The organism is Mesorhizobium sp. M1348, from assembly GCF_040317925.1.
Classification (GTDB): domain Bacteria; phylum Pseudomonadota; class Alphaproteobacteria; order Rhizobiales; family Rhizobiaceae; genus Mesorhizobium.
On sequence record NZ_JAMYLH010000033.1, the window covers coordinates 25,683 to 50,924 of the forward strand.

The following is a 25,242-nucleotide window of genomic DNA, read 5'->3' on the forward strand; positions in this document are numbered from 1 at the left end:
CTCAAACCCTGTGGACCGGGCGCGACGTCGCTTCCCAGGCGCCGCCGACATCGGCAAGCCGCGCCTCGATGCATTCGACATCGAGCATGATCGCGCCGCCGCCCGAAAAGATCAGCTCGACGATGCCGGCCGGCTTGTCGAGCGCGAGAAAGCTGATCGCCAGCAGCGATAGCGCTTCGTCGGGCTTGTCGCGGGCAATGCCGCTGGTCTTGGCGCCGAGCACCCGGTCGAAATGCAGCACGGCCTGCCGCCGCTCATTGTGCCGGCGCAAGAAGCCGGATTTCGCCTCCCAGACAAAGCGGTTCATGGTCAGCACGAAGCGCTTGACCGAAGGCAGGTATTCGAGATCGCTGACCTTCATGACGGCATCCTGGACATGCGCCGAGATGATGCTCAAATCCTGATCGTCGAGCGCGACAAGCTTAAGGCCATTCATGCGGAATTCGCACCTGCGAAGGTTTTACATTTGGCCTTCTGTTAGGCGGTCTTGGCGATCCGCGCAACCGGACCGCAAGCCTTGCGGAAAGGCTCTAGCCCGAAATGCGCTCGATCTCCGCGCCGCAGCCGGACAGCTTTTCCTCCAGCCGCTCGAAGCCGCGGTCGAGATGGTAGACGCGGTTGACCGTGGTTTCGCCTTCGGCCGCAAGGCCGGCGATGACCAGCGACACCGAGGCGCGAAGATCGGTCGCCATGACCGGCGCGCCCTTGAGCTTCGCTACGCCGTCGACGATCGCCGTCTGGCCGGACAGGGTAATGTGGGCGCCGAGCCGGGCGAGCTCCTGGACGTGCATGAAGCGGTTTTCGAAGATCGTCTCGGTGATGCGCGACTTCCCCTTGGCCATCGTCATCAGGCCCATGAACTGCGCCTGCAGATCGGTCGGGAATGCCGGGAACGGCGCCGTCGTCACGTCGACCGGCGAAATGCCGGCGCCGTTGCGCCTGACGCGGATGCCGGAATTGGTCTGCGTGATCTCGGCGCCGGTCTGCGAAATGATGTCGAGCGCCGTCTGCAACAGGTCGGGCCGCGCGCCTTCCAGCACGACGTCGCCGCCGGTCATCGCCACCGCCATCGCATAGGTGCCGGTCTCGATACGGTCGGGGATCACCCTGACGCGGGCGCCCGACAGCGCCTCGACGCCGTCGATGGTGATGGTCGCCGTGCCGGCGCCGGAGATCTTCGCGCCCATGGCGTTGAGGCATTCGGCGAGGTTGACGATCTCGGGCTCGCGCGCGGCGTTTTCGAGTACCGTCTCCCCCTTGGCCAGCGAGGCCGCCATCATCAGCACATGGGTGGCGCCGACCGAGACTTTCGGGAACACATAGCGGTTGCCGACAAGCCGGCCGTTCCTGGTCTTGGCGATGACATAGCCGGTGTCGACGTCGATATCGGCGCCCAGCGCCTGCAGGCCTTCCAGGAACAGGTCGACCGGGCGCGTGCCAATGGCGCAGCCGCCGGGCAGCGACACCTTGGCCTCGCCCATGCGGGCCAGCAGCGGCCCGATCACCCAGAACGAGGCCCGCATCTTCGACACCAGTTCGTAAGGCGCCGTCGTGTCGACAATGTTGCGGGCGGAGAACGTGATGGTGCGCGAATAGCCTTCCTGCTGCTTTTCGCGGCGGCCATTGACTGAATAGTCGACGCCGTGATTGCCGAGGATGCGGATCAGCTGCTCGACATCGGCCAGATGCGGCACGTTTTCCAGCGTCAGAGTGTCGTCGGTCAAAAGTGCGGCGATCATCAGCGGCAGCGCGGCGTTTTTCGCGCCCGAGATCGGGATGCTTCCGGCAAGCTTGTTGCCGCCGACAATTCTGATGCGATCCATGAAGAGCGTCCCCTCGGCCGAAAGGCCGGTTTAAATCGGTTGAGTCTGTTGCGGCCCATCTAGACCATTGGCCGGCTTGGTTCAAGAAACAGGCTATTCCCCACTTTGGCCCACGCTGACTTGGCCAAAAGTACCGGCGACCAACATAGCCGATTCGCGTTAATCTTCGTTCATCACCGCCTGCAGCCCGTCCGGCCGCTTGTCGGCGTCGCCGGTCCGTCGCGACCGCGATTGCGCCTTGCGCTTCTGCAGATTGGCGCGCAGCTGCTCGGCCAGCCGGTCCTTGCGGCCCGTTCCGGCCTTTTTCGCTGAACCATCCTTCTTCGGTGGCCCATCCTTGTTCGGAGAAACTATCTTGTCGTTCATCGTTCCGTCCCCGGCCGGCGAACCGCCGGTGCGGATCAAGGGATAGCCAACATTGTGGCACGGCCATGTCCGCAACGATCGCCCGGTGCGGCCTTTCAACCCGTATTTGTCTTGGCCTTGCGCTTGCCGGTTCGATATGGCAGAAGCCCCGCCATCGGCGGCTGCGGTAGCTCAGTGGTAGAGCACTCCCTTGGTAAGGGAGAGGTCGAGAGTTCAATCCTCTCTCGCAGCACCAGCAAATTCAGCATGCACCTGTCAGCGCCAACTGGTCGCTAGTACCCGGGCAGACTCCAGCATCATTCGAACCACACTGAAGCGATCGATGCATGCGCCATGATGCGCGCGGGGAAAGCATTCTGGTCTGCCCCTGCTGCAGGCGGCTTAACAAAGCTCCAGTCGGGAACAATCACTCAATGACTCGCGTTTCTTGGTAGGGCGCGCATTTTGTGCACGGCAGCGGGCCTCGAAGGCTCGCAAATGTCGCGCCAGCGTTTCAATCGCACTCGCCTCAGCCCTCACGATTTGGCTATTTGTGAACGCGTGTTTGATCAGGTTTGCACAGATGAACACATTGACCCTCTAAGCCTGGATGCCGAAGCCTTGGCGGTGATGATTGTCGCAATCTTCCGAAACCTGACTACCAATGAGCGCGAACTGCTGGAGGAAGTTAGGTCTCTTCGTCGCTCAAAAGGCACAGAGAAGGCGCACTAGCTTGGCGGCGTTCCGAGGCGAATTGGTCTAGTCCCGCTTTGGCACAGCCGTTTGGCATCTGAATTGCTCATTGAGACTCGCCAGAGTGTAGCCACCGAGCCTGCGAAGGGGATGAAAATGGGCTTAGCCGAAGACTTATCGGATGTCGCGCTCACATTCGAATGTCCGGATTGCTCGCATCCGGCGGTAAGAAAGGGCTCCGCACTAAGAACGATCGCGCACTTCAAATGCGACGGGTGCAACGCGAAGGTGCGGATCACCTATCCGCAGAAGCTAGCGATCTTCGAAAAGCACAGGCTATTGGCCGCAGGCGGCCGTCGCCAGCGAGGCCAGGAACACTACGGTGCCCGCAACATCGATCGGGCCGCCGATGCGGCCGAAGTGGCTTCGCGACCTCTGCCGCGTGCAGCGACGCGTGCTTAAGCCTTCCTCATCCGCGCGGCCTTCCCCCTTTTGACGCATGTCGACCATGACAATGCCGTCCATCGGAATAATTCGGGCGAAGGGCTCGTTAGTTCCTTAGACGATGCTAAAATACGGCAAAGTGTCCGCATGTCACTTCATGAAGCCCGCCAGACAGGCTGCGGCTTGCTCTGGCCTAACCTCGAAGGGAACCAGGGATGAAAATTTCGACCTCTTTGACAAGACGAAGTGTTGTCGCCGGGCTGGCACTGGCCGCCGCATCGACGGCGGTGTTGCCTGCCGACAACGCGCTCGCCCAGGCCAAGAAAACCACATCTGAGAAAACTCTATACGAGCGGCTGGGGGGTGTGTTCGCCATCGCGGCGGTGATCGATCATTTCAGCGACGCCGTAGTGAAGAACCCGATCGTCGGCAAGAAGTCGAAGAACCCACAATTGCGCAAATGGCACACCAAGAACCTTGAAAGGTTGCCCGGCCTCAAGTTCATGCGCACGCTGTGGGTCTGCGACGTTTCTGGCGGGCCCTTCAAGTTCGTCGCCACCAAGCCCGGCACGACGCCGCTCGGCCTCGAGGAGGCGCATCGCGACCTGCGGATTTCCCCCGCAGAATTCGATGAGGTCGCAGCGGAACTCGGGCGGACCTTGGATCATTTCAAAATTCCGAAGCCTGAGAAAACCGAAGTCTTGGAAGCTTTCGCCGCCCACAAAGACGAGGTCACCGCCGGCTACGTCAAGCGGGGCTGAAGCGCTTATATCGTGCGGGCATTCGATCTGAGCATGGCGCGCGTCGCCGTGACTATGCGGCGCGGCCGCAGCTCAGCGGGCAATTATCCGATGGTTCCTACTCCGAACCTGCCCGAGCTGTTTCCACACTGAGCGACCCCTCCGGCAGCGGTCGCAAGAGTTCAGCCTCGGACTTCGTCAGATGGATCCAGGCCGCCCAGTTCGATGGCGGGAGCACAACCACTTGCCGGTTGTGATATGGCGCGACATCCGGCCCTGGCTCGGTCGTCAGCATCGTGAACGTCGGCGGCTTGTTGCCGACACCCTCGCGCCACAGCCCGGCAATCGCCATGAACGAATGGCCATCCAGCGTGAATCTGTGCTTGGTTTTTGGATACTTCGTTCCCGTGAATTCGAAGAATGCCGAGGCCGGAACGAGGCAGCGCTTGCTGTTGCCGAACTGTCGGCCCTCGGAGCGAAAGTTGAATAGAGGTCCGCCTTTTGGTCCGGCCGGAGGAAAGCCGAACGTCATCGACGCCAGTTCGATTGTGTCGCCGGCCGCGCGCATTACAGGCGCGGGGTCGTTGATGTGGATGTCATCCGCCTGCGGCAGATCCGGTTCGGTTTGATGGCTGGGGATATTGAGCGCCAGCGATTCCATCATCCGGCAGTATTCGGCCCAGGCGATGTGCTGCTCGTAGTCATTGCACATTAAAGGGCTCCGTACGCTCGACCGAGATCAGTTCAACATAGCGTTTATCGGTTCGCGCCGATTGCTGGCGGATTTGATATAAGCCTATTTGGGCCGGCGTGCGGCAGCGATGGCCTGCAACAGATTGATGCTGTTCATGTCAGGTTGACTGGATGCGGCAACGGCAAGTGCTGCGGCCTCGGCTATTTTCGCGACGTCGTCGCTGCTGATCGTTCCGCGCTTTTCCAGCAGATTTACAAGTTCGACAACGAGAAGAAAGGCGTTCACGCCATATCGTTCGGCTTTGAGCTCGAACTCGCCTCGAGCGAATTTCTCGGCGTCTCCTTCAGCCCGTTTGTCCACGTTGGCGTCCTCTCCCATGGCTACAAGCTATTAACGCTTAGCACGAATGGTTTAATCCTTCGAACTGGCCACACCTTCGCCAGTTGCCAATTTGCCGGAGCTCGGCACCGTGTCGCCGATGGCAAGGGCATGGGTTCAGCCAAGGATGAGACCAGCCAACAGAACGGTAAGAATAAGGGACAGCACGACGGCAAGCAGCCCGCATGCCTCCAAAGTGTTGGTTTATCAAGCTTTCGTCGGGCGTTTCCGGCTTGAATTCCCGTTTCGCGAAACAAACTTCATCGGGCACCAGATCGGACGCGGAGCCGGCTTGAATTTGACAAAGCGCTCCTCTTCATCGGCCCGGCAGGCATCTCCGCGGAACTCCGGAGCACCATATGCGCGGCGCCGACCTGCTTTTCATCGACGCGGGCCATCACTAGCACGACACCCTCTGCGATCTTCGGCTTGCGCGGCTTCTGGGCAAAATTGGCGAAAGTTCCGAGAAGCACGCCGGCAAAGCCGCCCCACGCCGCACCGACCAGGGCCATGCCGGTCATCCCCGCAGGATCAACGCCTTGAGCTCCAAAAGCGCTAAAACCGGCCAACAGACCAGCCGTCGCGCCAAGTGCGGCACCAGCAATCGCACCCCGCCAGAGGACGCTCACCTCATCGTCGTAATATCCAGCAACGCTGATCGGTTCGTCGTTGTCATTGGAAGATCCGACGACGCTAATTTGCCGGCGACGAATCCCGGCAGCCTGAAGCCTGGCAACGGCACGTGCTGCCTGGGCATGGGAATTGAACAGTCTGCTGATGGTTTGCATTTACGCCCAGGCCCGACGCTCGTTCGGAGCGTCGGGCCTCTCCTCCCTGGCTTGAACTCTTCCGCCCGGACGCATCTTCGTCGCGCCAAAGCTCACCACAACGTGCGCCGGCGGGCTACGTTCCTCAGCCGGGGCTTCGGTCCAATCCTCGAGTATTTTGCTTGGGACCTAAGTCTGACCTGCTTGAGCGCAACGGGCAGTGAGGCCGCGCCGAGAGGGGAGCCGTTGCCGAATCGAAGAGGTCGAGGAGAGGGTTAAGAGGCTATCGAAGACCCAAAAAGCTCAAAATGGCGATTACGATACAATGGCGCCGACCAGCCAGATAATGTTGTTCATGATTGCACTCCTTCGTCTCCGGGCTGTGCACACGCCGAGGCGAAGCCCACCACGCAAGTAGAACATTAGATGCGGCTAAAGGTTCCTGACGGGCCTCGCTGGTCGAAAGCGCCCGCCGCACCAGCGGCACGGCAGGCGACGCAGAGTTTCACCCCGGTGGTGGGGTAGCAGGCGGCGTTGCGTCCAAGGCTCAGCTGATGCTTCTGGACCAGTTATCAACCTGGCGCTCTGCCTCTTCCTTGGCGATGCCATATCGCTCCTGGATACGTCCCAAGAGCTGGTCTCGGTTGCCCTCGATGCGATCAAGATCATCGTCGGTGAGGTCACCCCACTGCTCTTTCGCCTTGCCTTTGAACTGCGTCCATTTTCCCTTGATTTGATCCCAGTTCATATGTTCCTCCTTGCTTCCTGGGCCCGTACTGAAGCGGAGCGCGGACCGATCGGCATTTCAATGTTGTTACGAATGAAGATTAGCAGCCGCTAAAAGTTCCGGTGCCGGCGCAAAAAGCCCGCCGTGCCCGTGCCGGACTGCGAGCTGACATTGATGATGCCCGGAGCTTGATGCTCTCTTGCAGCGCCATCCTATCCCGTTGAAGTCGCCGAGCTTCTTGCTGGCTGGCTTTGGCTGGCGAGCCTCGAAAGGCTGCCCGGCAGCATTGTTCTGTCCTTACCGATCATCAGCACGCCGCTGTCGGGCGCCAACAGTGCCGAGAACGGCAGCATCGCCGCGCCGATCGGCGAAGCCTCGGGGCCGAATTGTCCCGATACGATTTCCGGGGCCACGATGCCGATGGCGCTGATCCTGTTGAACTGGGTCTGCACCTTTGCCAGCAGCTCGAGATGGATCGGCCGCGGCAGGATGCTGTCGAGAACGATCGCCTCGATGTCGATGACGGAGGTGATGGCGATGATCGCCTCGACCAGCGCATTGGCGCAATCGTCGATCCATTCGGACAGCGGCTCGCGCGCGCCCGGCGGCAAGGGGTCGAGTTCGCGCACGCGGTTGATCTCGATGCCGCGCGATTTGAGATGATTGACCAGCACATAGATCGAAGCGCGATGCAGCAGGCTCTGGTAGCGCGCCGGCTTGGCCGCCACCGAATCGAGGCTTGAAGGCGAGACCGGCAAAGGACCGAGCGCGGCGCTGTTGCCGTGCGGCCCGGTATGGACCTTGCCGCCTTGCACCAGTCCACCGCCGACAAAGGTGTCGATCGAGATATGCATGAAGTCGCGGAACCGCGCGCCGGTCCCCTGGATGAGTTCGGCGAGTGCGGCCGACGACGCGTCGTTTTCCACGAAGACCGGGGTCTTCGGCTTTGTGGCGAAGAAAGTCGTCAGATCGATTGCCTCCCAGCGGCTGCCGAGGTCGTCGGGAAAGCCGAGCTCTTCGCTCCAGCCGCCGAGGAAATATGGCGAGGCGATGCCGACGCCGACGATGCTGGCATCGCCAAGCCTCTCGACCAGCTTGTCGAAATTGGCCAGCGACATGTTGCCGGCCTTGAGCACCATGTCGGGATCCGGAAAGCGATATTCGTGCGACTCGCGAGAGCGGACCTCGCCGGCAAAATCGACGAGCACGGCGTCCAGCGCGCGCCGGCCGATCTTGATGCCGACGCTGTAGATACGCTCAGGTGCAAGTCGGTAGAGAGTGGATGGCGATCCGCGTTGGCCGAACCTTTTCCCCACTTGCTTTACGAATCCGGACGATTCCAGCCCGTCGACAATGGTGGCGACCGCGGCCGGCGTCAGATTTGCGGCGCGCGCCAGATCGGACTTGGATGCCTCCTTCAGGCGGCGAATGGCATCAAGCACGAAGCGCTCGTTGTAATGCCGCACTTTGACCGAATTGCTACCTTTTCCGGACAAAATCCGCGCCTCCCCATTCATTCCCGCAGAGCCACTCCAGCCGCCTGCAGCCTTGCAGCTGCCACGGGGTCGAGCACTCCAATCGCACCCGTGCGCGGCGCGACAGTGCCCTTCGGGGCCATGGAAGTCAATTTTCCAGTTGCGGCGCTAAACCATTTAATATAGCAAATTGAAAAAACAGGACCAGGGAGGAAGGGTGCTGCACTTGGGCGCATTAGGCGAAGCCGATGCCGTGGTGAAGAGCGACGCCGCTGTCCCAGTTGCCTTGGTTCAGGCGACAAAGGCCTTCGGCGGCACGATTGCCCTCAAGGACGCCTCCTTCGAATTGCGCTCAGGCGAGGTGCTGGCTCTGCTTGGCGAAAACGGCGCCGGCAAGAGCACCTGCGTAAAGCTGCTGGCCGGCGTGTATCTCCCGACCGGCGGCCATGTCGAAGTCGACGGCAAGCCTGTGGTCTTCCATTCGCCGCACGACGCCCAGGCTGCCGGCATCTCGGTCATGCACCAGCATCCCGGTCTTTTCCCGGATCTTTCGGTGGCGGAAAACATCTATCTCGGCCATATGCCGCGCGACCGCTTCGGCGGCATCGACAACGCCGCCATGCTTGCCGGCGCACGCAGGGTGCTGGCGACAGTTGGCCTCGACGTGCCGGCCGAAACCCGGCTCGGAACGTTGCGCACCTCCGAACAGCAACTGGTCGAGATCGCCCGCGCCCTGTCGCTCGACGCGCGGGTGCTGATCATGGACGAGCCGACGGCCGCCCTGTCGCAGCGCGAGGTCGAGCGGCTGTTCACCGTCGTCGCCGACCTGCGGCTGCACGGCGTGGCGATGATGTTCGTCGGCCACCGCATGGACGAGATTTTCCGCATCGCCGACCGCATCGCGGTGCTGCGCGACGGGCGCCTCATCGGCGTCAAGCCGAAGGCCGAGCTTGGCCGCGCCGCCGCCATCGGCATGATGGTCGGCCGCGAGGTGACCGACCTCTATCCGCAACGAAACCACGCCACCGGTGCGCTGGTGTTGGAGGCGAAGGGGCTTTCGCATGCCGGCGGCTTTTCCAATATCGACCTCAAGCTCCACGCCGGAGAGGTGCTCGGGCTCGGCGGCCTGGTCGGCAGCGGGCGGACCGAGATCGCGCGCGTGCTGTTCGGAATCGACCAGCCCGATGCCGGCGAAATCCTGATCGACGGCGAAGCCGTGCGCTTCGCATCGGCACGCGACGCCATGGATGCGCGCATCGCCTATGTCTCTGAAGATCGCATGGGCCAGAGCCTGGTGATGGATTTTTCCATCCTCGACAACGCGGTGCTGCCAGTCCTCGACAAGGCAGCCCGCTCCGGCTTCTACGGAACGGACCGCGCGATCAATCTGGTTTCGGACTGGCTGAAGCGCATGAAGCTTCGCTTTTCCGGCTACGCGCAGCCGGTGAAGGAACTGTCCGGCGGTAACCAGCAGAAGGTGGTGTTGGCCAAATGGCTGCGCACCGAACCGCGCGTCCTCATCCTCGACGAGCCGACGCAAGGCATCGACGTCGGCACCAAGGCGGAAGTGCATGCGATGATCGCCGACCTTGCCGCGCAGGGCATGGCCATCATCCTGATCTCCTCCGAAATGCCCGAGCTCATCGGCATGTGCGACCGCATCATCGTCCTGCGCGAAGGCCATCGGACGGCCGAATTTGCCAGGGGCGAAGCCACCCAGGAAAAGGTGCTGGAAGCAGCGACCAAGGCCGGCGAAAGCACAGACCGGGCAGCACAGGCGGAACGCGCCGCCGGCGAGGAGACAAGAAAAGGACCGCTCGGCATACTGAAGCGGCGGGAGTTCGGCCTGCTCGCCGCGATGCTGGCGGTCGCCATCCCGGTCACCATCATCAACCCGCGCATGGTGAGCGCCGCAAACCTGACCGCCGTGTCGATGGATGCCGCCCTGCTCGTGGTTGCAGCACTCGCGCAGATGCTGGTGCTGATCACCCGCAACATCGACCTTTCGATCGCCGCGGTGATCGGCCTGTCGGCTTACATGGCGGCCAGCATGGTTCAAGCCTATCCGGGGCTCGACATCGGCATCGGCCTGATGACCGCATGCGCCGTCGGTGGTGTCGCCGGCCTGATCAACGGCCTCGTCGTCACCAGGGGAAAGATCCCGGCGATCGTAGTCACGCTGGCCTCGATGTCTATCTTCCGCGGCTTCAACTCGATCTGGGCAGCCGGCGACCAGATCAGCGCCGACGAAGTCACGCAAGCCTGGCTCGACATGACCGGCCTGAAGATCGCCGGCGTGCCGCTGATCGTCGTCATCGCGGTCGTCATCCTGTGCCTGGGTTACGTGCTGCTCTATCGCACGGCCATCGGGCGCGAACTGTTCGCCGCCGGCTCCAATCCGGACGGCGCGCGTCTGATCGGCATCCCCGTCGACCGGCGCATTCTGCTGGCCTTTGGCATGGCCGGCCTGCTCGGCGGCCTGTGCGGCGCGCTGTGGGCATCCCGCTATGCGACCATCGACGCCCGCGTCGCGCTCGGCTTCGAACTCACCGTGATCGCGTCGGCGGTGGTCGGCGGCGTCGCCATCCGCGGTGGTTCGGGCACATTGCTCGGTATCATCCTCGGAGCCCTCACGCTGCTCGTCATCAAGAATGGGCTGACGCTGGTGCGCGTCGACCCGCTGTGGCTGCAGGGCGTCTACGGCCTGGTTATCCTGGTCGCCATCGGCATCGACACCTTCATCGTGCGGCGCGCCGAGCAGGCAAGACAGGCGAGGGCGAGATGAAAAAGTTCCTCCGTTCGATCGACTTCTGGGATCTGCTGCTGGCGGCCTCTTGCGTGGCCATCTTCCTCTATGCGGCTATCTTCGTGCCGAATTTCGTTTCCGGCTTCAATCTCTCGCAACTGGCCGCCAGCGCCTCGGAAAAGGCATTGCTGATCCTGCCGATGACGCTGCTCATCATTACCCGCGAGATCGACCTGTCGATCGCCTCGCTACTGGCGCTGACCTCGGTCGTCTTTGGCTTGCTGGTCCAGGCCGGTGTGCCGACGCTTGCCGCAATCCCGCTGACGCTCGTCGTCGGCGGACTGCTCGGCGCCTTCAACGGCTATCTGGTCTCGGGCCTTGGACTGCAGTCGTTGGTTGTGACGCTCGGCACCATGGCGCTCTATCGAGGTATTGGCTATATCCTGCTCGGCACCGGCTCGGTCAACATCCTGCCGCCCGCGGTCGTGGATTTCGGCATCAACAACCTGCCTGGCACCGAGATACCGTGGACCATCGTCCCCTTCCTGGTGCTGGCGCCGGTGTTTGCGATCGTGCTGCAGAAGACGCCGACCGGCAAGCGCATCTACGCGCTCGGCGGCAGCCCCGAAGTGGCGCGCTATTCCGGCATAAACACGCGCCGGATGGTGCTGAACCTGTTCGTCGTCTCGGGCGTCGTCGCGGCGATAGCCGGCATCGTCTATACCGCGCGCCTTTCCAATGCCCGCGCCAACAATGCGCTCGGCATGGAGCTCGATGTCATCACCATCGTGCTGCTCGGCGGCGTCAGCGTCTTTGGCGGCAAGGGCCGCCTGACCGGCGTCATGCTGGCGCTGGTCCTGATCGCCATCATCCGCAACGTGCTGGCGCTGAGCCAGATCGGTGGCGACGCGCAGGGCATGATCATCGGCCTGCTTCTGATCGGTTCGCTGCTGGTCGGCAATTACTGGCGCTCCACACAGGAGATGCTCAGCAGATCCCGCGCAATGCGCGAGACAAAGGGGTGATCTCGGGCCCCTTCCTTCAAGCCCGAATTTTGACGGAGGAGTCACAATGAAAGCGTTTAGATTAGCCCTGCTCGCATCCGCGGTTCTGCTTGCGCCAACGTCGCTGGCCTTCAGCCAGGAGTGCGCCAAGGAACCCGTAACGGTCGGTTTCCTGCCCAAGCTCGACACAGACCCCTACTTCAAAGTGGCCTTCGGAGGCGCACAAGAGGCGGCCAAGGAAATTGGCGGCACCGCTACCCAGGTCGCCCCATCGCAGGCGACCGCCGAGGCGCAGATCGAATTCATCAACAGCCTCGTGTCGCAGAAGGTCGGGGTCATCGCAATTGCCGGCAACGACGCCAATGCCGTCGCGCCGGCGCTGAAGCGCGCCGTTCAGCAGGGCGTCAGGGTGATTTCGTATGACTCCGATGTGGCCGCCGATGCCCGCGCGGTGTTTGTCAATCAGGTCAAGGGCGACAGTCTGGCAGAAATGATGCTGGAAAGTGCATTCGCCCTCAGCGGCGGTGAAGGCGAATTCGCGATCCTGTCGTCGACGCCGACGGCGACCAACCAGAACGCCTGGATCGACTTCATGAAGGCGACGATGGCGGCCGAGCCGAAGTTCTCCAAGATGAAGCTGGTGCAGGTGGCTTATGGCGAAGAAAGCGAACAGATCAACCAGCAGCAGGCATTGGCGCTGGTCCAGGCTTTTCCCGATCTCAAGGTGATCATCGTCCCGGCAGGCATCGGCCTTCCAGCGGCCGCGCGTGCACTCGAGGAGGCGGGCATGATCGGCAAGGTCAAGCTGACCGGCCTCGCGCCGGCCACTCTGATCTCGAAATACATCAAGGACGGGGCGGCTCAGGATATCTGGTGGAACGTCACCGATCTTGGCTATCTTACCTACCAGACGGCCCAGGCGCTTGCGCAGTGCAAGATCACCGGCAAGGAGGGTGAGAAGTTCACGGCCGGCAGGCTCGGCGAATACACGATTGGCGCCGGCGGCGAACTGATCCTTGGTCCGGCCAAGATCGTGACCCCCGAAAATCTGGCCGAGTTCAAATTCTGATCCTATAGAGCTTGAGTTCTAGGGGGCGCCGTCCATCCGGCGCCCTTCCTAAAACCTCTCGAATGAAAACAGTGCGGGGCGGCAATGAAGATATTGCTTGCAGGCGAAACCTTTGCGGCGACGACCTCGGTCGCCATCGGTAGCGATGTGCTTACAAGTGCGACCTCGACAAATGGCGCGACGGCCTTCAACGCCGCGATGGCCGATGAGGGCATCGCGGTCACGCAGGTCGGCGGCGAGCGTTGCGGCGCGGAGTTTCCCTATGACCTCGATGCGCTCGCCCAATATCAGGCGGTGGTGATCTCCGACGTCGGCGCCCTGACATTGCTGGTGACGCCGGATGCCCGCGCCGGGCGTGTCGGCGTCAACCGCCTCGATGTGCTCAAGGCCTATGTCGAAGGTGGCGGCGGGCTGATGCTGGCCGGCGGTTACATGGGCTTTCAGGGCATGTTCGGGACGGCGCGGTTCCACGACACTCCGGTCGAGGACGTTCTGCCGGTCCGTTGCCTACCCTACTGCGACGGCATGGAGGTGCCGCAAGGCCTGCAGGCCTCCATCCTGCAGTCGTCACATCCGATTTTTTCCGGGGTGGAGGGGCCTTTGCCGCCGATTCTCGGCATGAACAAGCTGGAATTCAGGCGCGACGGTTCGTCCCGGCTTCTGGCGACCTGCCACCACCGCGCCACCGACTGGCCCCTCCTTGCCGTCGGCAGCCACGGCCGTGGCCGCACGATTGCCTGGGCAACCGATATCGGCCCGCATTGGCTCTCGCAGGATTTCCTCGGATGGCCGTTCTACGGAAGACTGATGGGGAACATGGTCCGTTGGCTCGCCGGCAATGAATGAGAGAGCTGGTTTGACCAGTGCGGTTGCCCAATCCTCCAAGGAAAGACCAGGCCATCAAGCATGCGTTGAATCAGGACGGCAGTGGCTCATAAACCGAAACCCCGATGTATCGATCGTATGAGCCACGATCTTTCTCAGGAAGCTTGTCTCGGGTTACGCGCAATGTGAACCCCCCCTGCAAGTGCCCCGCGTCGAGAACCATCCAATCGAAAATATCGTCGCCTTCAAATGCAAGCCGCTGTCCAACCTGATGCCATTTCTGAAGCTCGGGCGGCACCTCGAAAAACGTACCCGAAAATAGCCGCTCCTCAGCATGATAATGCACTGCGGCAAGCCAAAGGAAAACAAAGTGGTCCTCCCCAAGACGTTCGGACTCGTCGGGATCGCGAAACCGAAGCTCGCGGAACAGAAGGCATCTGCATTTCCCTCGATATGTTCGACAAATGTCGGCACACTCGCAAGCGCGCGATCGTAAGCTGCTAGGAAGGCGGGGTCTGTCTGCGAGATAGCCGTGAAGAGTGGCTCATTCCGCGGTTCGTCGAATTCACCGTTCGATTGAGATTTTTCGCTCATAAAAGACCTCTTGGACTAACCTTGCGAAGTCCGCGCGCTTCTTCCCGGTGTGGGGAGACGGCACTCGCGAGGTGGTGTCGCACTGCCAGCCAAAGAGCCCTATCACGCTACCGACCAACCGCCATCCACCAATATACTCGCGCCAGTGATTAGTGACGCCGCCGGCGAGGCGAGGAACACCACGGTGCCCGCGACGTCGATCGGGTGGCCGATGCGGCCGTGCGGGATGTGGCCAGCACATGCAGGCGAGTGCGCAGGCGCCGCCGCTGCCGCGCGAGGCGCCGGTGACCAGCACCACCTCGCCGGCCAGGTCGAATTTCGGCGTGAACTCATTTGTCATGCAATTCCACCTTGTTCTTCAAATCGGGCCGGCTGCCGTGTCGAACCGAATAGGCTCGCGTGAATTCGGCGCCCAGCAGAAATATCTCGGCCGAATAATAGACCCATAACAGCACGACGAGCAGGGCGCCGGCCGCGCCGTATGACGACGAGATGGCGCTGGTTCCGATATACCAGCCAATCAGCGACTTGCCGATGGTGAACAGAAACCCGGTGACCACCGCACCGAGGCCGACATCGCGCCATTGCAGGCTGCGGTCGGGCAGCACCTTGTAGATCGCGGCAAACAGCAGCGCGATCAGGGCAAACGAGACGATCCCGTTGATGGCGCTCAGGATGATGGTGCCGAACGGCAGATAGGCGTTGATGACGTCTCCGAGCGCCGAAATCGCGGCGCTTACAACCAGCGACACCAACAGCAGAAAGCCGAGGGCGGCGACCAGGCCCAGGCTTGCAATGCGTGCCCGCACCAGCCGTGAAATCGTTGCCCCGCTCGGTTTGACTTTCCAGATTTCGTTCAGCGCCAGCTGCATTTCGCCGAACACGCCGGATGCGGCAACGAACAGCGTGACCAGCCCCAGAATGCTGGCAACGGTTCCCGCTTCCTTCTGCGAAGCGTTTTCGATCGTCGCCTGCAGCAGCTCGGCACTTTGTGGCCCCATCAGGCCGGCGATCTGTGCCGAAAGCGCGAGTTGCGCCGCCTCGTGCCCGAAGGCCATGCCGGCGATAGCGACAACGATGAGCAGGATCGGCGCAAGCGAGGTCGTGGCATAAAACGCTATCGCCGCCCCATGGCTCAGCGCATTGTCTTCGATGAAGCCGAGGACGCTCTGCTTGAGAAGCCTCCAGCCCTCTGCTGCCAAAATCCACATGTGGGCCTCGCGCATGCCTGTCACTAACAAGTAGCGGCGGCGCAGCGCTGGGCGAGGGGTGGGGGCTCGGCCGGAACAAAGCCGGCAACGGCACGCTGTACAAGGCGATCGCCTATAAAGGCGACGCGCAGCGAACATCGAAAGGTGCCGCTCGACTGGCCAGGACGTGCTCACGATGCAATCAGGGGAACTGTGACGGTTGTCTGATAATTTATCGGATATCGGTCGAAATACGGGAACTCGATTACGAACGCATATTGGGCGGTCAGATGTGCCATGCGAAAGCCGCCGCTGGGGGCGTCGATTGCTATTGTCACCTTGACGTCTTTCAATCCCAAATCCAGTAATTTTTCCGTGGCAATGGCTTGGATCTGGGCCTGCGTCAGCGAGTTCTTCATTTGCAGCGCACGTGACGACGTTTCCAGCGTGTACCGAACACTCGACATAGCATTCAGAGCCCAGCCGAATGCAAAGATGCCGATCAAAAGCATTATCAGAAAAGGCGCGATCAGCGCGAACTCTAACGCAGCTCCGCCTGATGCATCCCCCGTGAAAGCTCTCGACTTAGCGGACACGAATCACCTGTTGATGACTGAGTTCGCGCGAGAAGGAAAACGCGCCAAAACTGAAGGGCGGTGACCAGGTGGCTGTCGCCTGTATTACGAGGAAGACCGAGGGGGCTTTCAAAGTGTCGCACAGGATCGATGGATCGGCCACGATGTTCCCGCACATGTATTTCCGGCTCACTGCCACCTGCGCGCCATCAGGATGGTTTTCCCAGCTCGAAAGAGCGACAGCTTGGATAGTCGTATCCTCGACTGCTCCTTGCATCACGAGGTTTGCCGCGGTTTTGACGCCTGCACGCATCGACAATGCGCTCGAGACAAAAGACCAGCCGTCGATGATGCCAAGAAGTACCAGGCAAAGGATGGGCAGAACCAGCGCAAACTCTACCGCGGCAACACCCGAATCACTCCGGAACATCCGGACTTGTAGCCGATCCACGAAAACTACTCGACAAGCTGAAGGGTTTGCGTGGCCGGAATGTCTCGCATTCCAAGGCTCGTGCAATCCTGAATGATGTTTGCGTTGCCGGACCATTGCACGGTATTGGCGACGACCTGTGTGCAACCACCTTTGCCCGAGAAATTGCCGAGATAATTGACGTCCTGTGTTGGAAAATACAGAGCGCCGGTCAATAGCGAATCCGCCGTGCCATTAAACGTGTTGGATCCCGCCAGGTTGGCTCTGTCGCCATAGAACAGTACACCCGAATAGGTGCCCGACGTCGGTGCGCTGAGCTTGACGGTCGCCGTGCCGTTCATGCTAACGCCGGAGGTACCGGCCAGATAAATGACGACATCCTCGCCGGAAATATTTGCATTCGAGCTCGCTTTGAAATCGCCTCCCTCAATGACGTATATGCCGGGCGATAGGGTTACATTGCCGCTCAAGCTGAGCCCCTTGCAGTATGTTCCAGGTTGCAAGGTTGACTGATTGCCGTTTTGACAAGGGTTCATGGCCGGCGGCGCCGGCAGGTCGGCAAAAGGATCAGCAGCGGGCAGCGCCTGAGTTATCAGGCTGGCGCAAACGGTCTTCACGACGTTGCTCAACGAAACACCGCCTGCCGATATCAGGCAATCGACATCAAGGCTTGCCGATCCCTGAAGTTTGATGGCGTCCGGAGCTATCGAATTCGACATGACAGAGCAGCCTGTCAGTTTTGTGGTCGAACTGCCGGAAAAGAGCACCGCTTTCGAAGCGGAAGGATCGACCGTCAAGATGCAGGCTTTTGAAGCATCCGTAATAAGAGCCACCGCCCTTGCTTGTGCGCCAACTGCGTTTTGCGTGAATATCGACGTAAAGAACCGATCGAGGTTCTGATGAACGACTACCTCAACCGCCTTTTTTCCGACATTTGGACCGGCTGACGGAGGCGAGAAGACCTCTATTGTACCTACTGACGGTCCCCAGCCGTTCGTGGTCGCTGACGCTGTCGCTGCGGAGACAATCTTTGGCGTGTCGGATCCCGAAACCTTTTCCAAAGCGCCAGCATAGGCCGCCGCATCCGCCACCGCTTGTAGCTTCAGGCTGCTGTAATACCAATAGGAAGTCTCAATACCGAGGCCCGCACCGCCGACGACAATCGGCAAAGACAGAGCAAAAATAGTAGCAACGTTGCCGCTCTCGCCGATCGGTCGCATAGCGCGGAAAAAACACCTAAAAATGCGGGCACGCCAGTCCATTTTCCTATTAAAGCAGGATTGCATAAAAGAATGACTAAGAATTTCCGTACATTTCTTGGCTGCGGTCCATCCGGGCTTAACGGTCCGTTCCGCCGCTTCAACGCGAGCCTTTGGCGCCACAGGACCCTCGTTAGTCCTTCGGCCGGGTGCATGTCTTCATAGGAACAATTCTGGTTTCCGGGGTCACGCGCAAGAAAAGACCGCCGCGGCCGGTTTCGATTGGCAATGGGTTGCCGTTCCCTGCTATTCCCGCTTCAAATCAAAAAGCAGTGGACGTTTCCAGTATGACCAATGTCGCATTGACCGGGCTTGCCCGCGATCTTGCCAAGCGTGCCGCGGAAGGCCGCCCGGTGCGCATCGGCGTTATCGGTTCGGGCGAGATGGGCACCGACCTGGTGACGCAAGGCATGCTGATGCCGGGCATTTCGATTTGCGCGATCTCGACCCGCCGCCCGCATACGGCGCGTGACGCTATCCGCATTGCTTATGGCGACGAGGCGATGGCAGCCGAAGCGGACAGCGCTACGAAGGTCAGCCAGGCGATCGAAAGTGGCAAGATCGCCATCACCTCGAACGAAATGCTGGTCACCAATCCGCTCATCGATGTCGTCATCGACGCCACCGGCAAGCCCGGCGTCGCCGCCGATTTCGACCTGATGGCGATGCAGCACGGCAAGCATCTGGTGATGATGAATGTCGAGGCCGATGTCACCATCGGCTGCTATCTGAAGCAGCAGGCGGACCGGCTCGGCGTCGTCTATTCGGTCGGCGCCGGCGACGAACCGTCGAGCTGCATGGAGCTGATCGAGTTCGCCTCGGCGCTCGGCTACACCATCATCTCCGCCGGCAAGGGCAAGAACAACCCGCTCAACCACGACGCCGTTCCCGACGACTACCGCTCGGAAGCGCTGCGCCGCAACATGAATCCGCGCATGCTGGTCGAGTTCGTCGACGGCTCCAAGACCATGGTCGAGATGTGCGCCATCGCCAACGCCACCGGGCTGGTACCCGACGTTCCCGGCATGCACGGCCCCAAGGCCGACCGTGACGAGTTGGTCAAGGTGCTCATCCCGCACGAGCATGGCGGCATCCTGTTGAAGAAGGGCGTCGTCGACTACACCGTCGGCAAGGGCGTGGCGCCCGGCGTCTTCGTCATCGTCGAGGCGACGCATCCGCGGATCATCGAGCGCATGGACGATCTGCATATCGGCCACGGCCCCTATTACAGCTTCTTCAGGCCCTACCATCTGACCTCGCTTGAAGTGCCGCTGACGGCCGCTCGCATCGTGCTCTACGGCAAGCCCGACATGGTGCCGCTGCCGCGGCCGGTGGCCGAGGTCTGCGCCGTGGCCAAGCGGGATCTGGCGGCGGGCGAGGTTTTCGACGCGATCGGCGAGACCTGCTACCGCTCCTGGACCATGACCGTCGAGGAGGCCCGCGCCCATCGCGCCGTGCCGGTCGGTCTGCTCGAAGGCGGCAAGGTGCTGAAACCGGTGAGGAAAGGCGAATTGCTCACCGCCGACAATGCCGCGCCCGACCCGACGACCAGGCTGTTCGCCTTGCGCCGGCTGCAGGACGAGATGCTGTATGGGGCGGGGTAGGTGCATCGCAGTGGTGAGCGGAGCGCCCAAACTGCCAATCTCCCCCCTCGTGGGGGAGATGTCCGGCAGGACTGAGGGGGGCGCGAAGGAGCACTGCGCAGCGGCTTTTCTACAGGCGGCTATTGCCGCTGAAATGCACGGCAGACCATCGCCGCCGACCGGCTCCCCCAAAAGCCCTACTTCCCCAGCTCTATCGACCGCAGCCGCGCCGCTTCCACCGCCTCGGTGAGCAGTTGCGTCAGCCGGTTCTCGCCCATCAGCACGGCAAGTGCGGCAGCCGTCGTGCCGTTGGGGCTGGTCACCTGTTGTCTGAGCACGCCCGGCTCCTCGCCGCTTTCGGCGGCCAGCGAGGCGGCGCCGTAGACCGTCTGCATTGCCAAGAGCTTGGCAGTCCTAGTCGGCAGGCCAGTCTTCTCGGCGGCCACCGTCAGCGCTTCGATGAAGTGGAAGATATAGGCCGGCCCCGATCCGGAGACTGCCGTCACCGCGTCCATCAGGCCCTCGTCGTCAATGTCGGCCACTTGCCCGCTCGCCGAAAGCAGGTCGGCGACAAGGCGTTTGGTGTCCTCGGAAACCAGCCTGTTGGAAAACACCACCATCATGCCCTTGCCGATCGCCGCCGGCGTGTTGGGCATGCAGCGCACGATCGGTGCGCGGTCGCCGAGAATGCCTTCGAACGTGGCGACCGGCGTCCCGGCGGCGATGCTGAGGAAAGTGGTTCGGCCATCGTTGAAGCGGATGTAGCCGGCGGTCACGTCGCGGATGACCTGTGGCTTGACCGCAAGGACGACGAGGGCGGGCACGGCGTCCGCCGGGATGGCACCGGCATCCGCGGCAGCAGAGCAGCCCAGCGCTTCGGCAGGCCTACGCAACTCGGCATTCGGCTCGACCACGAATACCGCAGCCGGAGCGAGCTTGCCGGCTTTCAGCCAGCCCGAGAGCATGGCGTAGCCCATATTGCCGCAACCGGCGAGAACAAGCCTGATCGTCATCGAAAGCCTCCCATAGAGATGGCTTCCCCATAGACGTTCGCGGCAGGGCGGGGAAGCCCTGTTGGGACCGTGATCAGGCGGAAACCCGGACCTTGCGGTTGTTGGGATGCACATGTAGTCGCACAGCCGCGCGGCGACCAAATTAACCTTTTGTTTCCTATGCCTGTTTAGCATCGCTTAACCAGTGGCGGTCGCTACGTCCCAGCCCGAGGGGAAAGCTCCAGAAACCATGGCTTATAGGAATAATCGTGAACACTGGAGGAACGAGCAGTCCCTGCTGTCGTTCGTCGAGGCAGCGCGCGACGGGGACGAAGCGTCGCTGGTTTCGCTAGAGGACCGTGCAGGCCCGTCATGGCGCGAGGATGCCGCCACACGCCATCGTCTCGCCCGCTCGCGCCGGGAAGCGCGTGCCAGCCCGATCCTGTTGGCAGCCGCCGGCATAAGCCAGCCCCATCCTGATGAGCCAAAGGCCGGCACCATGCTGATGGAAGACGCTGCAGCTGCCGATGTAGTTTTCGACCCCGCTGGCTCTGTTGGCGGCCCCGATGCCGGTTCCGCCGAGGACAAAGCGTACCGGGCCGCGCGTGCGGGTCCGATCGGCGTAGTGTTGTCGGCGCTGAGCAGGCTCATTCCCGGCAGAGCGCCGGAGGAGATGGCGTCCGGCGAGACTTCCGCCGCCACAAATTCCAGCGCAGCGATGCCGCCTGCCTTCTACCCGCAGCCGCTCTATGCCGGACAGGCACCTTACCCGCAGCAACCCACGCCGCCGCATTCGGCTCATGCTCAGGCCTGGTCGAAGGCAGCAAATCAGGCTTCGGAAGCCGCCGATCAGCAATGCCAGATCGAGGAAATCCGCGCCAGCCTGCGTGAATTTCGCGAGGCGGTTCGCGAGCTCACCGAAAACCGCACGCGCCGCCGCTATTTCTGAGCGTCGAATAAAACATGCCGGTTTCGAGTTAACGGCATGGGACGGCGCATTGACGGGATTGCCAGGCTCGATTTTCGTGAAAATGCCGCGCTGCATGTCCGCCCGCCAGCGCACGGTTCTGGGCAACGACATGCATAAAGATATCTGGAGCACGCCGCATGGATGCTTTAGCGCGGCAGGCTTAGGCGATAGGCGTCGAGGGTGGTTCATGGCTGAGTTGATTGACGGAAAAAGCGTCGCCGAAGACGTGGTGCGGCGGGTCAAGACCCTGACCGCCGAACTGGCGGAAAAGGGCGGGCGGCAGCCCGGTCTCGCGGTGGTCATCGTCGGCGAGGATCCGGCGAGCCAGGTCTATGTCGCCTCCAAATCCCGCACCGCCAAGGAATGCGGCTTCCATTCGGTTCAGCACACGCTGCCGGCCGAAACCTCCGAGCCGGACCTGTTGAAGATCATCGGCCAGCTCAACACCGATCCGGCCATCAACGGCATCCTGGTGCAGCTTCCGCTTCCCGGCCATATCGATTCCGGCAAGATCATCCAGACCATCGCGCCGGAGAAGGATGTCGACGGCTTCCACTTCATCAATGTCGGCAAGCTCGGCACCGGCGAACTCGAGACCGCCTTCGTGCCTTGCACGCCGGCCGGCTCGATGCTGCTGATCGAACGGGTGCGTGGCAAGGACCTGTCCGGTCTCAATGCGGTCGTCGTCGGGCGTTCGAACATCGTCGGCAAACCGATGGCCAATCTTCTGCTTGCCGCCAACTGCACTGTGACCATCGCACACAGCCGCACCAGGGACCTGCCGGCGCTTGCCCGCACCGCCGATATTCTGGTTGCAGCCGTCGGCCGGCCTGAAATGGTCAGCGGCGACTGGGTCAAGTCTGGCGCCACCGTCATCGATGTCGGCATCAACCGCATCGCCGCACCTGAAAAGGGCGAAGGCAAGACGCGCCTCGTCGGCGACGTCGCCTTTGCCGAAGCAGCGAAGGCGGCCGGCGCCATCACGCCGGTGCCTGGCGGCGTGGGGCCGATGACCATTGCCATGCTGATGGCCAACACGTTAGCTTCCGCCTACCTCGCAGCCGGGTTGAAACGGCCTTCCTTCTGACCAGAGAGCAGCGTCCTTGCCGAACCTCACTGTTCCCTTAGAGCGGCCGGTCACCAATGATCCCGTTCAGGGCGGCCGACAGTTCGGGTTTCTGCTGGTCGACAAGTTCTCCATGTTCTCGCTGGCCGCGGCAATCGACACGTTCCGGTCGGCGAACCGGCTGCTCGGCCGCGATTTCTATGGCTGGACGACGGTGTCGGCCGACGGCGATGCCGTCATGGCCTCCAACGGCCTGCCGCTCAAGATCGACTATGCCGTCGCCGATCTGCCGCCGGTCGATATCCTGTTCGTCTCGGTCGGGCTGACGACGGAATTTCCCGGCAAGAGCAAGGTGCTGGCGGCGCTGCGCAGCTGGGGCCGGCGCGGCAATGCGCTCGGCGCGCTTTCGGTCGGCTCCTATCTGCTTGCCGAGGCAGGGCAGCTCGATGGCTATCGCTGCACCATCCATTGGGAAAACCGCGCCGGTTTCCTCGAACGCTTTCCGGAGATCAACTGCACCGGCAACGTCTTCGAGATCGACCGTAAGCGCTACACCTGCGCCGGCGGCACCACCTCGATCGACCTGATGCTGGAGATCGTGCGCGGCGATTTCGGCTCGAGCCTCGCCAATGGCGTCGCCAACCAGTTCCAGCATGAGCGCATCCGCTCGGCCGGTGACCGCCAGCGCGTCGGCCCGGAGCGCGATCTGACCGGCAAGTCAGAAAAGCTGCGGCGCATCGTCGAGCTGATGGCCGACCATCTCGACGAGCCGCTGTCGGCGGTGCAGCTCGCCAAGTCGGCGGGCCTGTCAGTGCGCCAGGTCGAGCGCCTGTTCCTGCGCCATCTCAGCGTGACGCCCGGGCGCTATTATATGCGGCTTAGGCTCGAGCGGGCGCGCGAATTGCTGCGCCAGACCAACATGCCGATCCTCGACGTGGCAATCGCCACCGGCTTCACCTCGCATTCCTATTTTGCCCAGAGCTACCGGCTGCAATTCGGCCGGCCGCCTTCCGAGGAACGCCGCACGACCTATTGAGGGTTTTGCACAGAGGCGGCGCAGCTTCATGCTCCGCCCGGGCTTGTGTCGCGACGCAGCGTCAAATAGCTTTCCGGCGCCGAGCGGCGCCGAGCGGCGGCGACCGAGGGGGAGATATTGATGGCCGGATTTGTGCGGAGCGCCGCTGTGGCGGCCCTGCTGCTGTGGATGACGGGGTTCGGCTTCGCCGCCGATCGCGTCATCGTCATTCTCGATGCCTCCGGCTCGATGTGGGCGCAGATCGACGGCAAGCCCAAGCTCGAAATCGCCCGTCAATCGCTGCGGAACGTGCTGCAATCGGTCCCGGCCGACGAGGAAATCGGCCTCATGGCCTATGGCCATCGCGAGAAGGCCAGTTGCGACGACATCGAACTCATCGTGCCGCCGCAGGCAGGCTCGGCAAGTGCGATCTCAGCCGCGGCCGACAGTCTGAAATTTCAGGGCAAGACGCCGCTGACCGCCGCGGTCAAGCAAGCGGCGGAGGTGTTGAAATACACCGAGGACAAGGCGACGGTCGTGCTCATCACCGATGGCATCGAGACATGCAACGGCGACCCCTGTGCGCTCGGCAAGGAACTGGAGGCTGCCGGCATCGACTTCACCGTCAATGTCGTCGGCTTCGGCTTGACGGCTGCCGAAGGCAAGCAGGTCGCTTGCCTCGCCGACAACACCGGCGGCAAATATCTCGAAGCGTCGGATGAAAAGGCATTGCAGGACGCCCTCGTCGAGACCGTCGCGCCTCCGCCACCCGCCCCTGAACCGGCTCCCGCCCCGCAGCCTGTTCTCCAGCCGGCGCCCGACCAGCCGGCGGAGTCCAATTTCGTGCCCACCGTCGTGCTTGCCGAGGGTGGCGATCCCGTCACCGACGGCAATGCCTGGGAGATCTACAAGGCGAATTCCGACGGCGCGCGCGGCGATCCCGTCACCACCGAATATGGCGCCTACAAGGGCCATCTGGAGCCGGGCGACTATATCGTCGTCGCACGCGCCGGCGAGGCCAGGGCCGAACAGAAGATCAAGATCGAGCCTGGCCAGGTCGCCAAGCCGCACTTCAACCTGAATGCCGGCACGCTGGTCATCCACCCCAGGCCAAGTGAAGGAGCGGACGTTGACGGCGGCGCGGCTGTCGTAGTCGGCTATCCGGGCGTCGACACCCCGCCGACCTATTACGGCGACACGAAAGTCGTGCTGCCGGCCGGTGACGAGAAGGTGACGGTCACGATCGGCCAGGGCATGGTTACCGAGACGATCCCGCTTGCCGCCGGCAGGGTCATCGACAAGGACATCATCGTCGGCGTCGGGCGTATCGTCGCCAACGCCTATTATGCTGCCGGCGGCGACAAGGCCGAGGGTTCGGGCGTCGGCTTCAAGGTGCTCCAGGCGAAAAAGAACGTCGACGGAATCAGGCAGGAGGTGACTTATGCCTACGGTCCGGACAGCAAGTTCGATCTGCCGCCCGACGATTATGTAATGGTCGCGACGGTCGACCTTGCGGTGGCCGAGCAGCCGTTCAGCGTCAAGGTTGGCGACCATCAGGATCTGAAGATCGCGATGAACGCCGGCATGCTGACGATTACCGCGCCAGGGGCCTCGAAGATCGAGATATTCGAGGCCAGGAAGAACATCGACGGAACCCGCAAGTCGGTCGGCTACGCCTATGACCAGAAGTATGAAGCCACCCTGTCGGCCGGCGACTACGCGGTGGTTTCGGAGAAATCGGACAACAGCTCGAAAGAAGGCACGGTAACTGTCAGGGCCGGCGCGCGAGCCGAGCTCACGGTTCAATAGATCTAAGGGAGAGCAGCGATCGGCCGCTC

The 25,242-nt window shown here is 62.1% G+C and carries 26 protein-coding genes and 1 tRNA gene; 11 read left to right on the top strand and 16 right to left on the bottom strand.

Translation table 11 applies throughout. The annotated features are described in order from the left end of the window. Position 1: 1 nt before the first annotated feature. The 3 genes from NKH13_RS30865 to NKH13_RS30875 form a co-directional block, all read right to left on the bottom strand. Positions 2-436 carry a DUF2948 family protein gene (locus NKH13_RS30865; RefSeq protein WP_352916610.1) on the bottom strand — a complete coding sequence of 145 codons (435 nt, stop codon included), beginning with the start codon at positions 434-436 and terminating at the stop codon, positions 2-4. 94 nt (positions 437-530) lie between these two features. After that, a complete protein-coding gene (murA, locus tag NKH13_RS30870) occupies positions 531-1,823 on the bottom strand; it encodes a UDP-N-acetylglucosamine 1-carboxyvinyltransferase (RefSeq protein ID WP_023677408.1) in 1,293 nt (430 codons plus the stop codon). Between the two features lie 159 nt (positions 1,824-1,982). Further along, positions 1,983-2,189, bottom strand: a complete 207-nt coding sequence (locus NKH13_RS30875; RefSeq protein ID WP_352916611.1) for a hypothetical protein — start codon at positions 2,187-2,189, stop codon at positions 1,983-1,985. Between the two features lie 160 nt (positions 2,190-2,349). Between NKH13_RS30875 and NKH13_RS30880 the strand changes: the two genes are divergently transcribed. Continuing rightward, positions 2,350-2,424: transfer RNA gene (locus NKH13_RS30880), tRNA-Thr, on the top strand. A gap of 773 nt (positions 2,425-3,197) precedes the next feature. On the opposite strand, the gene NKH13_RS30885 is transcribed toward NKH13_RS30880, so the two are convergent. Continuing rightward, positions 3,198-3,386, bottom strand: coding sequence for a hypothetical protein (locus NKH13_RS30885; RefSeq protein WP_352916613.1), 189 nt, complete (start codon positions 3,384-3,386; stop codon positions 3,198-3,200). A gap of 134 nt (positions 3,387-3,520) precedes the next feature. Here NKH13_RS30885 and NKH13_RS30890 point away from each other — a divergent pair, with 134 nt between their 5' ends. Further along, positions 3,521-4,066 (top strand): group I truncated hemoglobin, encoded by a 546-nt coding sequence (locus NKH13_RS30890; RefSeq protein ID WP_352715566.1) that lies wholly within the window; start codon positions 3,521-3,523, stop codon positions 4,064-4,066. 97 nt (positions 4,067-4,163) lie between these two features. Here NKH13_RS30890 and NKH13_RS30895 read toward each other — a convergent pair whose 3' ends face one another. From NKH13_RS30895 to NKH13_RS30915, 5 genes are all read right to left on the bottom strand, one after another. Further along, the gene (locus tag NKH13_RS30895) at positions 4,164-4,757 is read right to left on the bottom strand and encodes an SOS response-associated peptidase (protein ID WP_352916615.1); all 594 of its coding nucleotides are present in this window, start codon (positions 4,755-4,757) and stop codon (positions 4,164-4,166) included. 84 nt (positions 4,758-4,841) lie between these two features. After that, complete coding sequence (locus tag NKH13_RS30900) at positions 4,842-5,117, bottom strand: hypothetical protein (protein WP_352715562.1); 276 nt, start codon at positions 5,115-5,117, stop codon at positions 4,842-4,844. A 260-nt stretch (positions 5,118-5,377) separates the two neighbouring features. Beyond that, the gene (locus NKH13_RS30905) at positions 5,378-5,629 is read right to left on the bottom strand and encodes a hypothetical protein (protein WP_352916616.1); all 252 of its coding nucleotides are present in this window, start codon (positions 5,627-5,629) and stop codon (positions 5,378-5,380) included. Between the two features lie 802 nt (positions 5,630-6,431). Beyond that, positions 6,432-6,632 carry a CsbD family protein gene (locus NKH13_RS30910; protein WP_023719429.1) on the bottom strand — a complete coding sequence of 67 codons (201 nt, stop codon included), beginning with the start codon at positions 6,630-6,632 and terminating at the stop codon, positions 6,432-6,434. A 191-nt stretch (positions 6,633-6,823) separates the two neighbouring features. Then, complete coding sequence (locus NKH13_RS30915) at positions 6,824-8,107, bottom strand: ROK family transcriptional regulator (protein ID WP_352715556.1); 1,284 nt, start codon at positions 8,105-8,107, stop codon at positions 6,824-6,826. Positions 8,108-8,303: 196 nt separating this feature from the next. Between NKH13_RS30915 and NKH13_RS30920 the strand changes: the two genes are divergently transcribed. From NKH13_RS30920 to NKH13_RS30935, 4 genes are all read left to right on the top strand, one after another. Further along, positions 8,304-10,871 carry an ATP-binding cassette domain-containing protein gene (locus tag NKH13_RS30920; protein ID WP_352916617.1) on the top strand — a complete coding sequence of 856 codons (2,568 nt, stop codon included), beginning with the start codon at positions 8,304-8,306 and terminating at the stop codon, positions 10,869-10,871. After that, on the top strand, positions 10,868-11,857 hold the full coding sequence (locus NKH13_RS30925; RefSeq protein ID WP_352916619.1) for an ABC transporter permease: 990 nt from the start codon (positions 10,868-10,870) through the stop codon (positions 11,855-11,857). Before NKH13_RS30920 ends, NKH13_RS30925 begins: the two co-directional genes overlap by 4 nt. 46 nt (positions 11,858-11,903) lie before the next feature. Beyond that, on the top strand, positions 11,904-12,905 hold the full coding sequence (locus NKH13_RS30930) for a rhamnose ABC transporter substrate-binding protein (RefSeq protein ID WP_352916621.1): 1,002 nt from the start codon (positions 11,904-11,906) through the stop codon (positions 12,903-12,905). 84 nt (positions 12,906-12,989) lie between these two features. Then, a complete protein-coding gene (locus tag NKH13_RS30935; RefSeq protein ID WP_352916623.1) occupies positions 12,990-13,751 on the top strand; it encodes a glutamine amidotransferase in 762 nt (253 codons plus the stop codon). 70 nt (positions 13,752-13,821) lie between these two features. Here NKH13_RS30935 and NKH13_RS30940 read toward each other — a convergent pair whose 3' ends face one another. From NKH13_RS30940 to NKH13_RS30965, 6 genes are all read right to left on the bottom strand, one after another. Further along, positions 13,822-14,196: a DUF2314 domain-containing protein gene (locus tag NKH13_RS30940; protein ID WP_352916650.1), complete on the bottom strand. Its 375-nt coding sequence runs from the start codon at positions 14,194-14,196 to the stop codon at positions 13,822-13,824. A 230-nt stretch (positions 14,197-14,426) separates the two neighbouring features. Beyond that, the gene (locus NKH13_RS30945; protein ID WP_352916624.1) at positions 14,427-14,657 is read right to left on the bottom strand and encodes an SDR family oxidoreductase; all 231 of its coding nucleotides are present in this window, start codon (positions 14,655-14,657) and stop codon (positions 14,427-14,429) included. Then, a complete protein-coding gene (locus NKH13_RS30950) occupies positions 14,654-15,535 on the bottom strand; it encodes a YihY/virulence factor BrkB family protein (RefSeq protein WP_352916626.1) in 882 nt (293 codons plus the stop codon). Before NKH13_RS30950 ends, NKH13_RS30945 begins: the two co-directional genes overlap by 4 nt. A 170-nt stretch (positions 15,536-15,705) precedes the next feature. Next, a complete protein-coding gene (locus NKH13_RS30955; RefSeq protein ID WP_352916628.1) occupies positions 15,706-16,110 on the bottom strand; it encodes a TadE/TadG family type IV pilus assembly protein in 405 nt (134 codons plus the stop codon). Continuing rightward, on the bottom strand, positions 16,100-16,519 hold the full coding sequence (locus NKH13_RS30960) for a TadE/TadG family type IV pilus assembly protein (RefSeq protein ID WP_352916630.1): 420 nt from the start codon (positions 16,517-16,519) through the stop codon (positions 16,100-16,102). The genes NKH13_RS30955 and NKH13_RS30960 overlap by 11 nt, the downstream gene beginning before the upstream one ends. Positions 16,520-16,545: 26 nt before the next feature. Then, on the bottom strand, positions 16,546-17,781 hold the full coding sequence (locus NKH13_RS30965) for a pilus assembly protein TadG-related protein (protein ID WP_352715537.1): 1,236 nt from the start codon (positions 17,779-17,781) through the stop codon (positions 16,546-16,548). Positions 17,782-18,065: 284 nt separating this feature from the next. Between NKH13_RS30965 and NKH13_RS30970 the strand changes: the two genes are divergently transcribed. Further along, positions 18,066-19,382 carry an NAD(P)H-dependent oxidoreductase gene (locus NKH13_RS30970; protein WP_352916632.1) on the top strand — a complete coding sequence of 439 codons (1,317 nt, stop codon included), beginning with the start codon at positions 18,066-18,068 and terminating at the stop codon, positions 19,380-19,382. Between the two features lie 176 nt (positions 19,383-19,558). Here NKH13_RS30970 and proC read toward each other — a convergent pair whose 3' ends face one another. Next, positions 19,559-20,374 (bottom strand): pyrroline-5-carboxylate reductase, encoded by an 816-nt coding sequence (gene proC / locus NKH13_RS30975; protein ID WP_352916633.1) that lies wholly within the window; start codon positions 20,372-20,374, stop codon positions 19,559-19,561. 229 nt (positions 20,375-20,603) lie between these two features. Here proC and NKH13_RS30980 point away from each other — a divergent pair, with 229 nt between their 5' ends. The 4 genes from NKH13_RS30980 to NKH13_RS30995 all read left to right on the top strand — a co-directional run bounded on the left by NKH13_RS30980 (position 20,604) and on the right by NKH13_RS30995 (position 25,213). Beyond that, on the top strand, positions 20,604-21,302 hold the full coding sequence (locus tag NKH13_RS30980; RefSeq protein ID WP_352715531.1) for a hypothetical protein: 699 nt from the start codon (positions 20,604-20,606) through the stop codon (positions 21,300-21,302). Positions 21,303-21,510: 208 nt separating this feature from the next. After that, a complete protein-coding gene (gene folD, locus NKH13_RS30985; protein ID WP_352916636.1) occupies positions 21,511-22,410 on the top strand; it encodes a bifunctional methylenetetrahydrofolate dehydrogenase/methenyltetrahydrofolate cyclohydrolase FolD in 900 nt (299 codons plus the stop codon). A 16-nt stretch (positions 22,411-22,426) separates the two neighbouring features. Further along, entirely contained in the window at positions 22,427-23,425 is a 999-nt protein-coding gene (locus tag NKH13_RS30990) for a GlxA family transcriptional regulator (RefSeq protein ID WP_352464953.1), read from the top strand. Between the two features lie 120 nt (positions 23,426-23,545). Next, a complete protein-coding gene (locus tag NKH13_RS30995; RefSeq protein ID WP_352916638.1) occupies positions 23,546-25,213 on the top strand; it encodes a vWA domain-containing protein in 1,668 nt (555 codons plus the stop codon). Positions 25,214-25,242 lie beyond the last annotated feature (29 nt).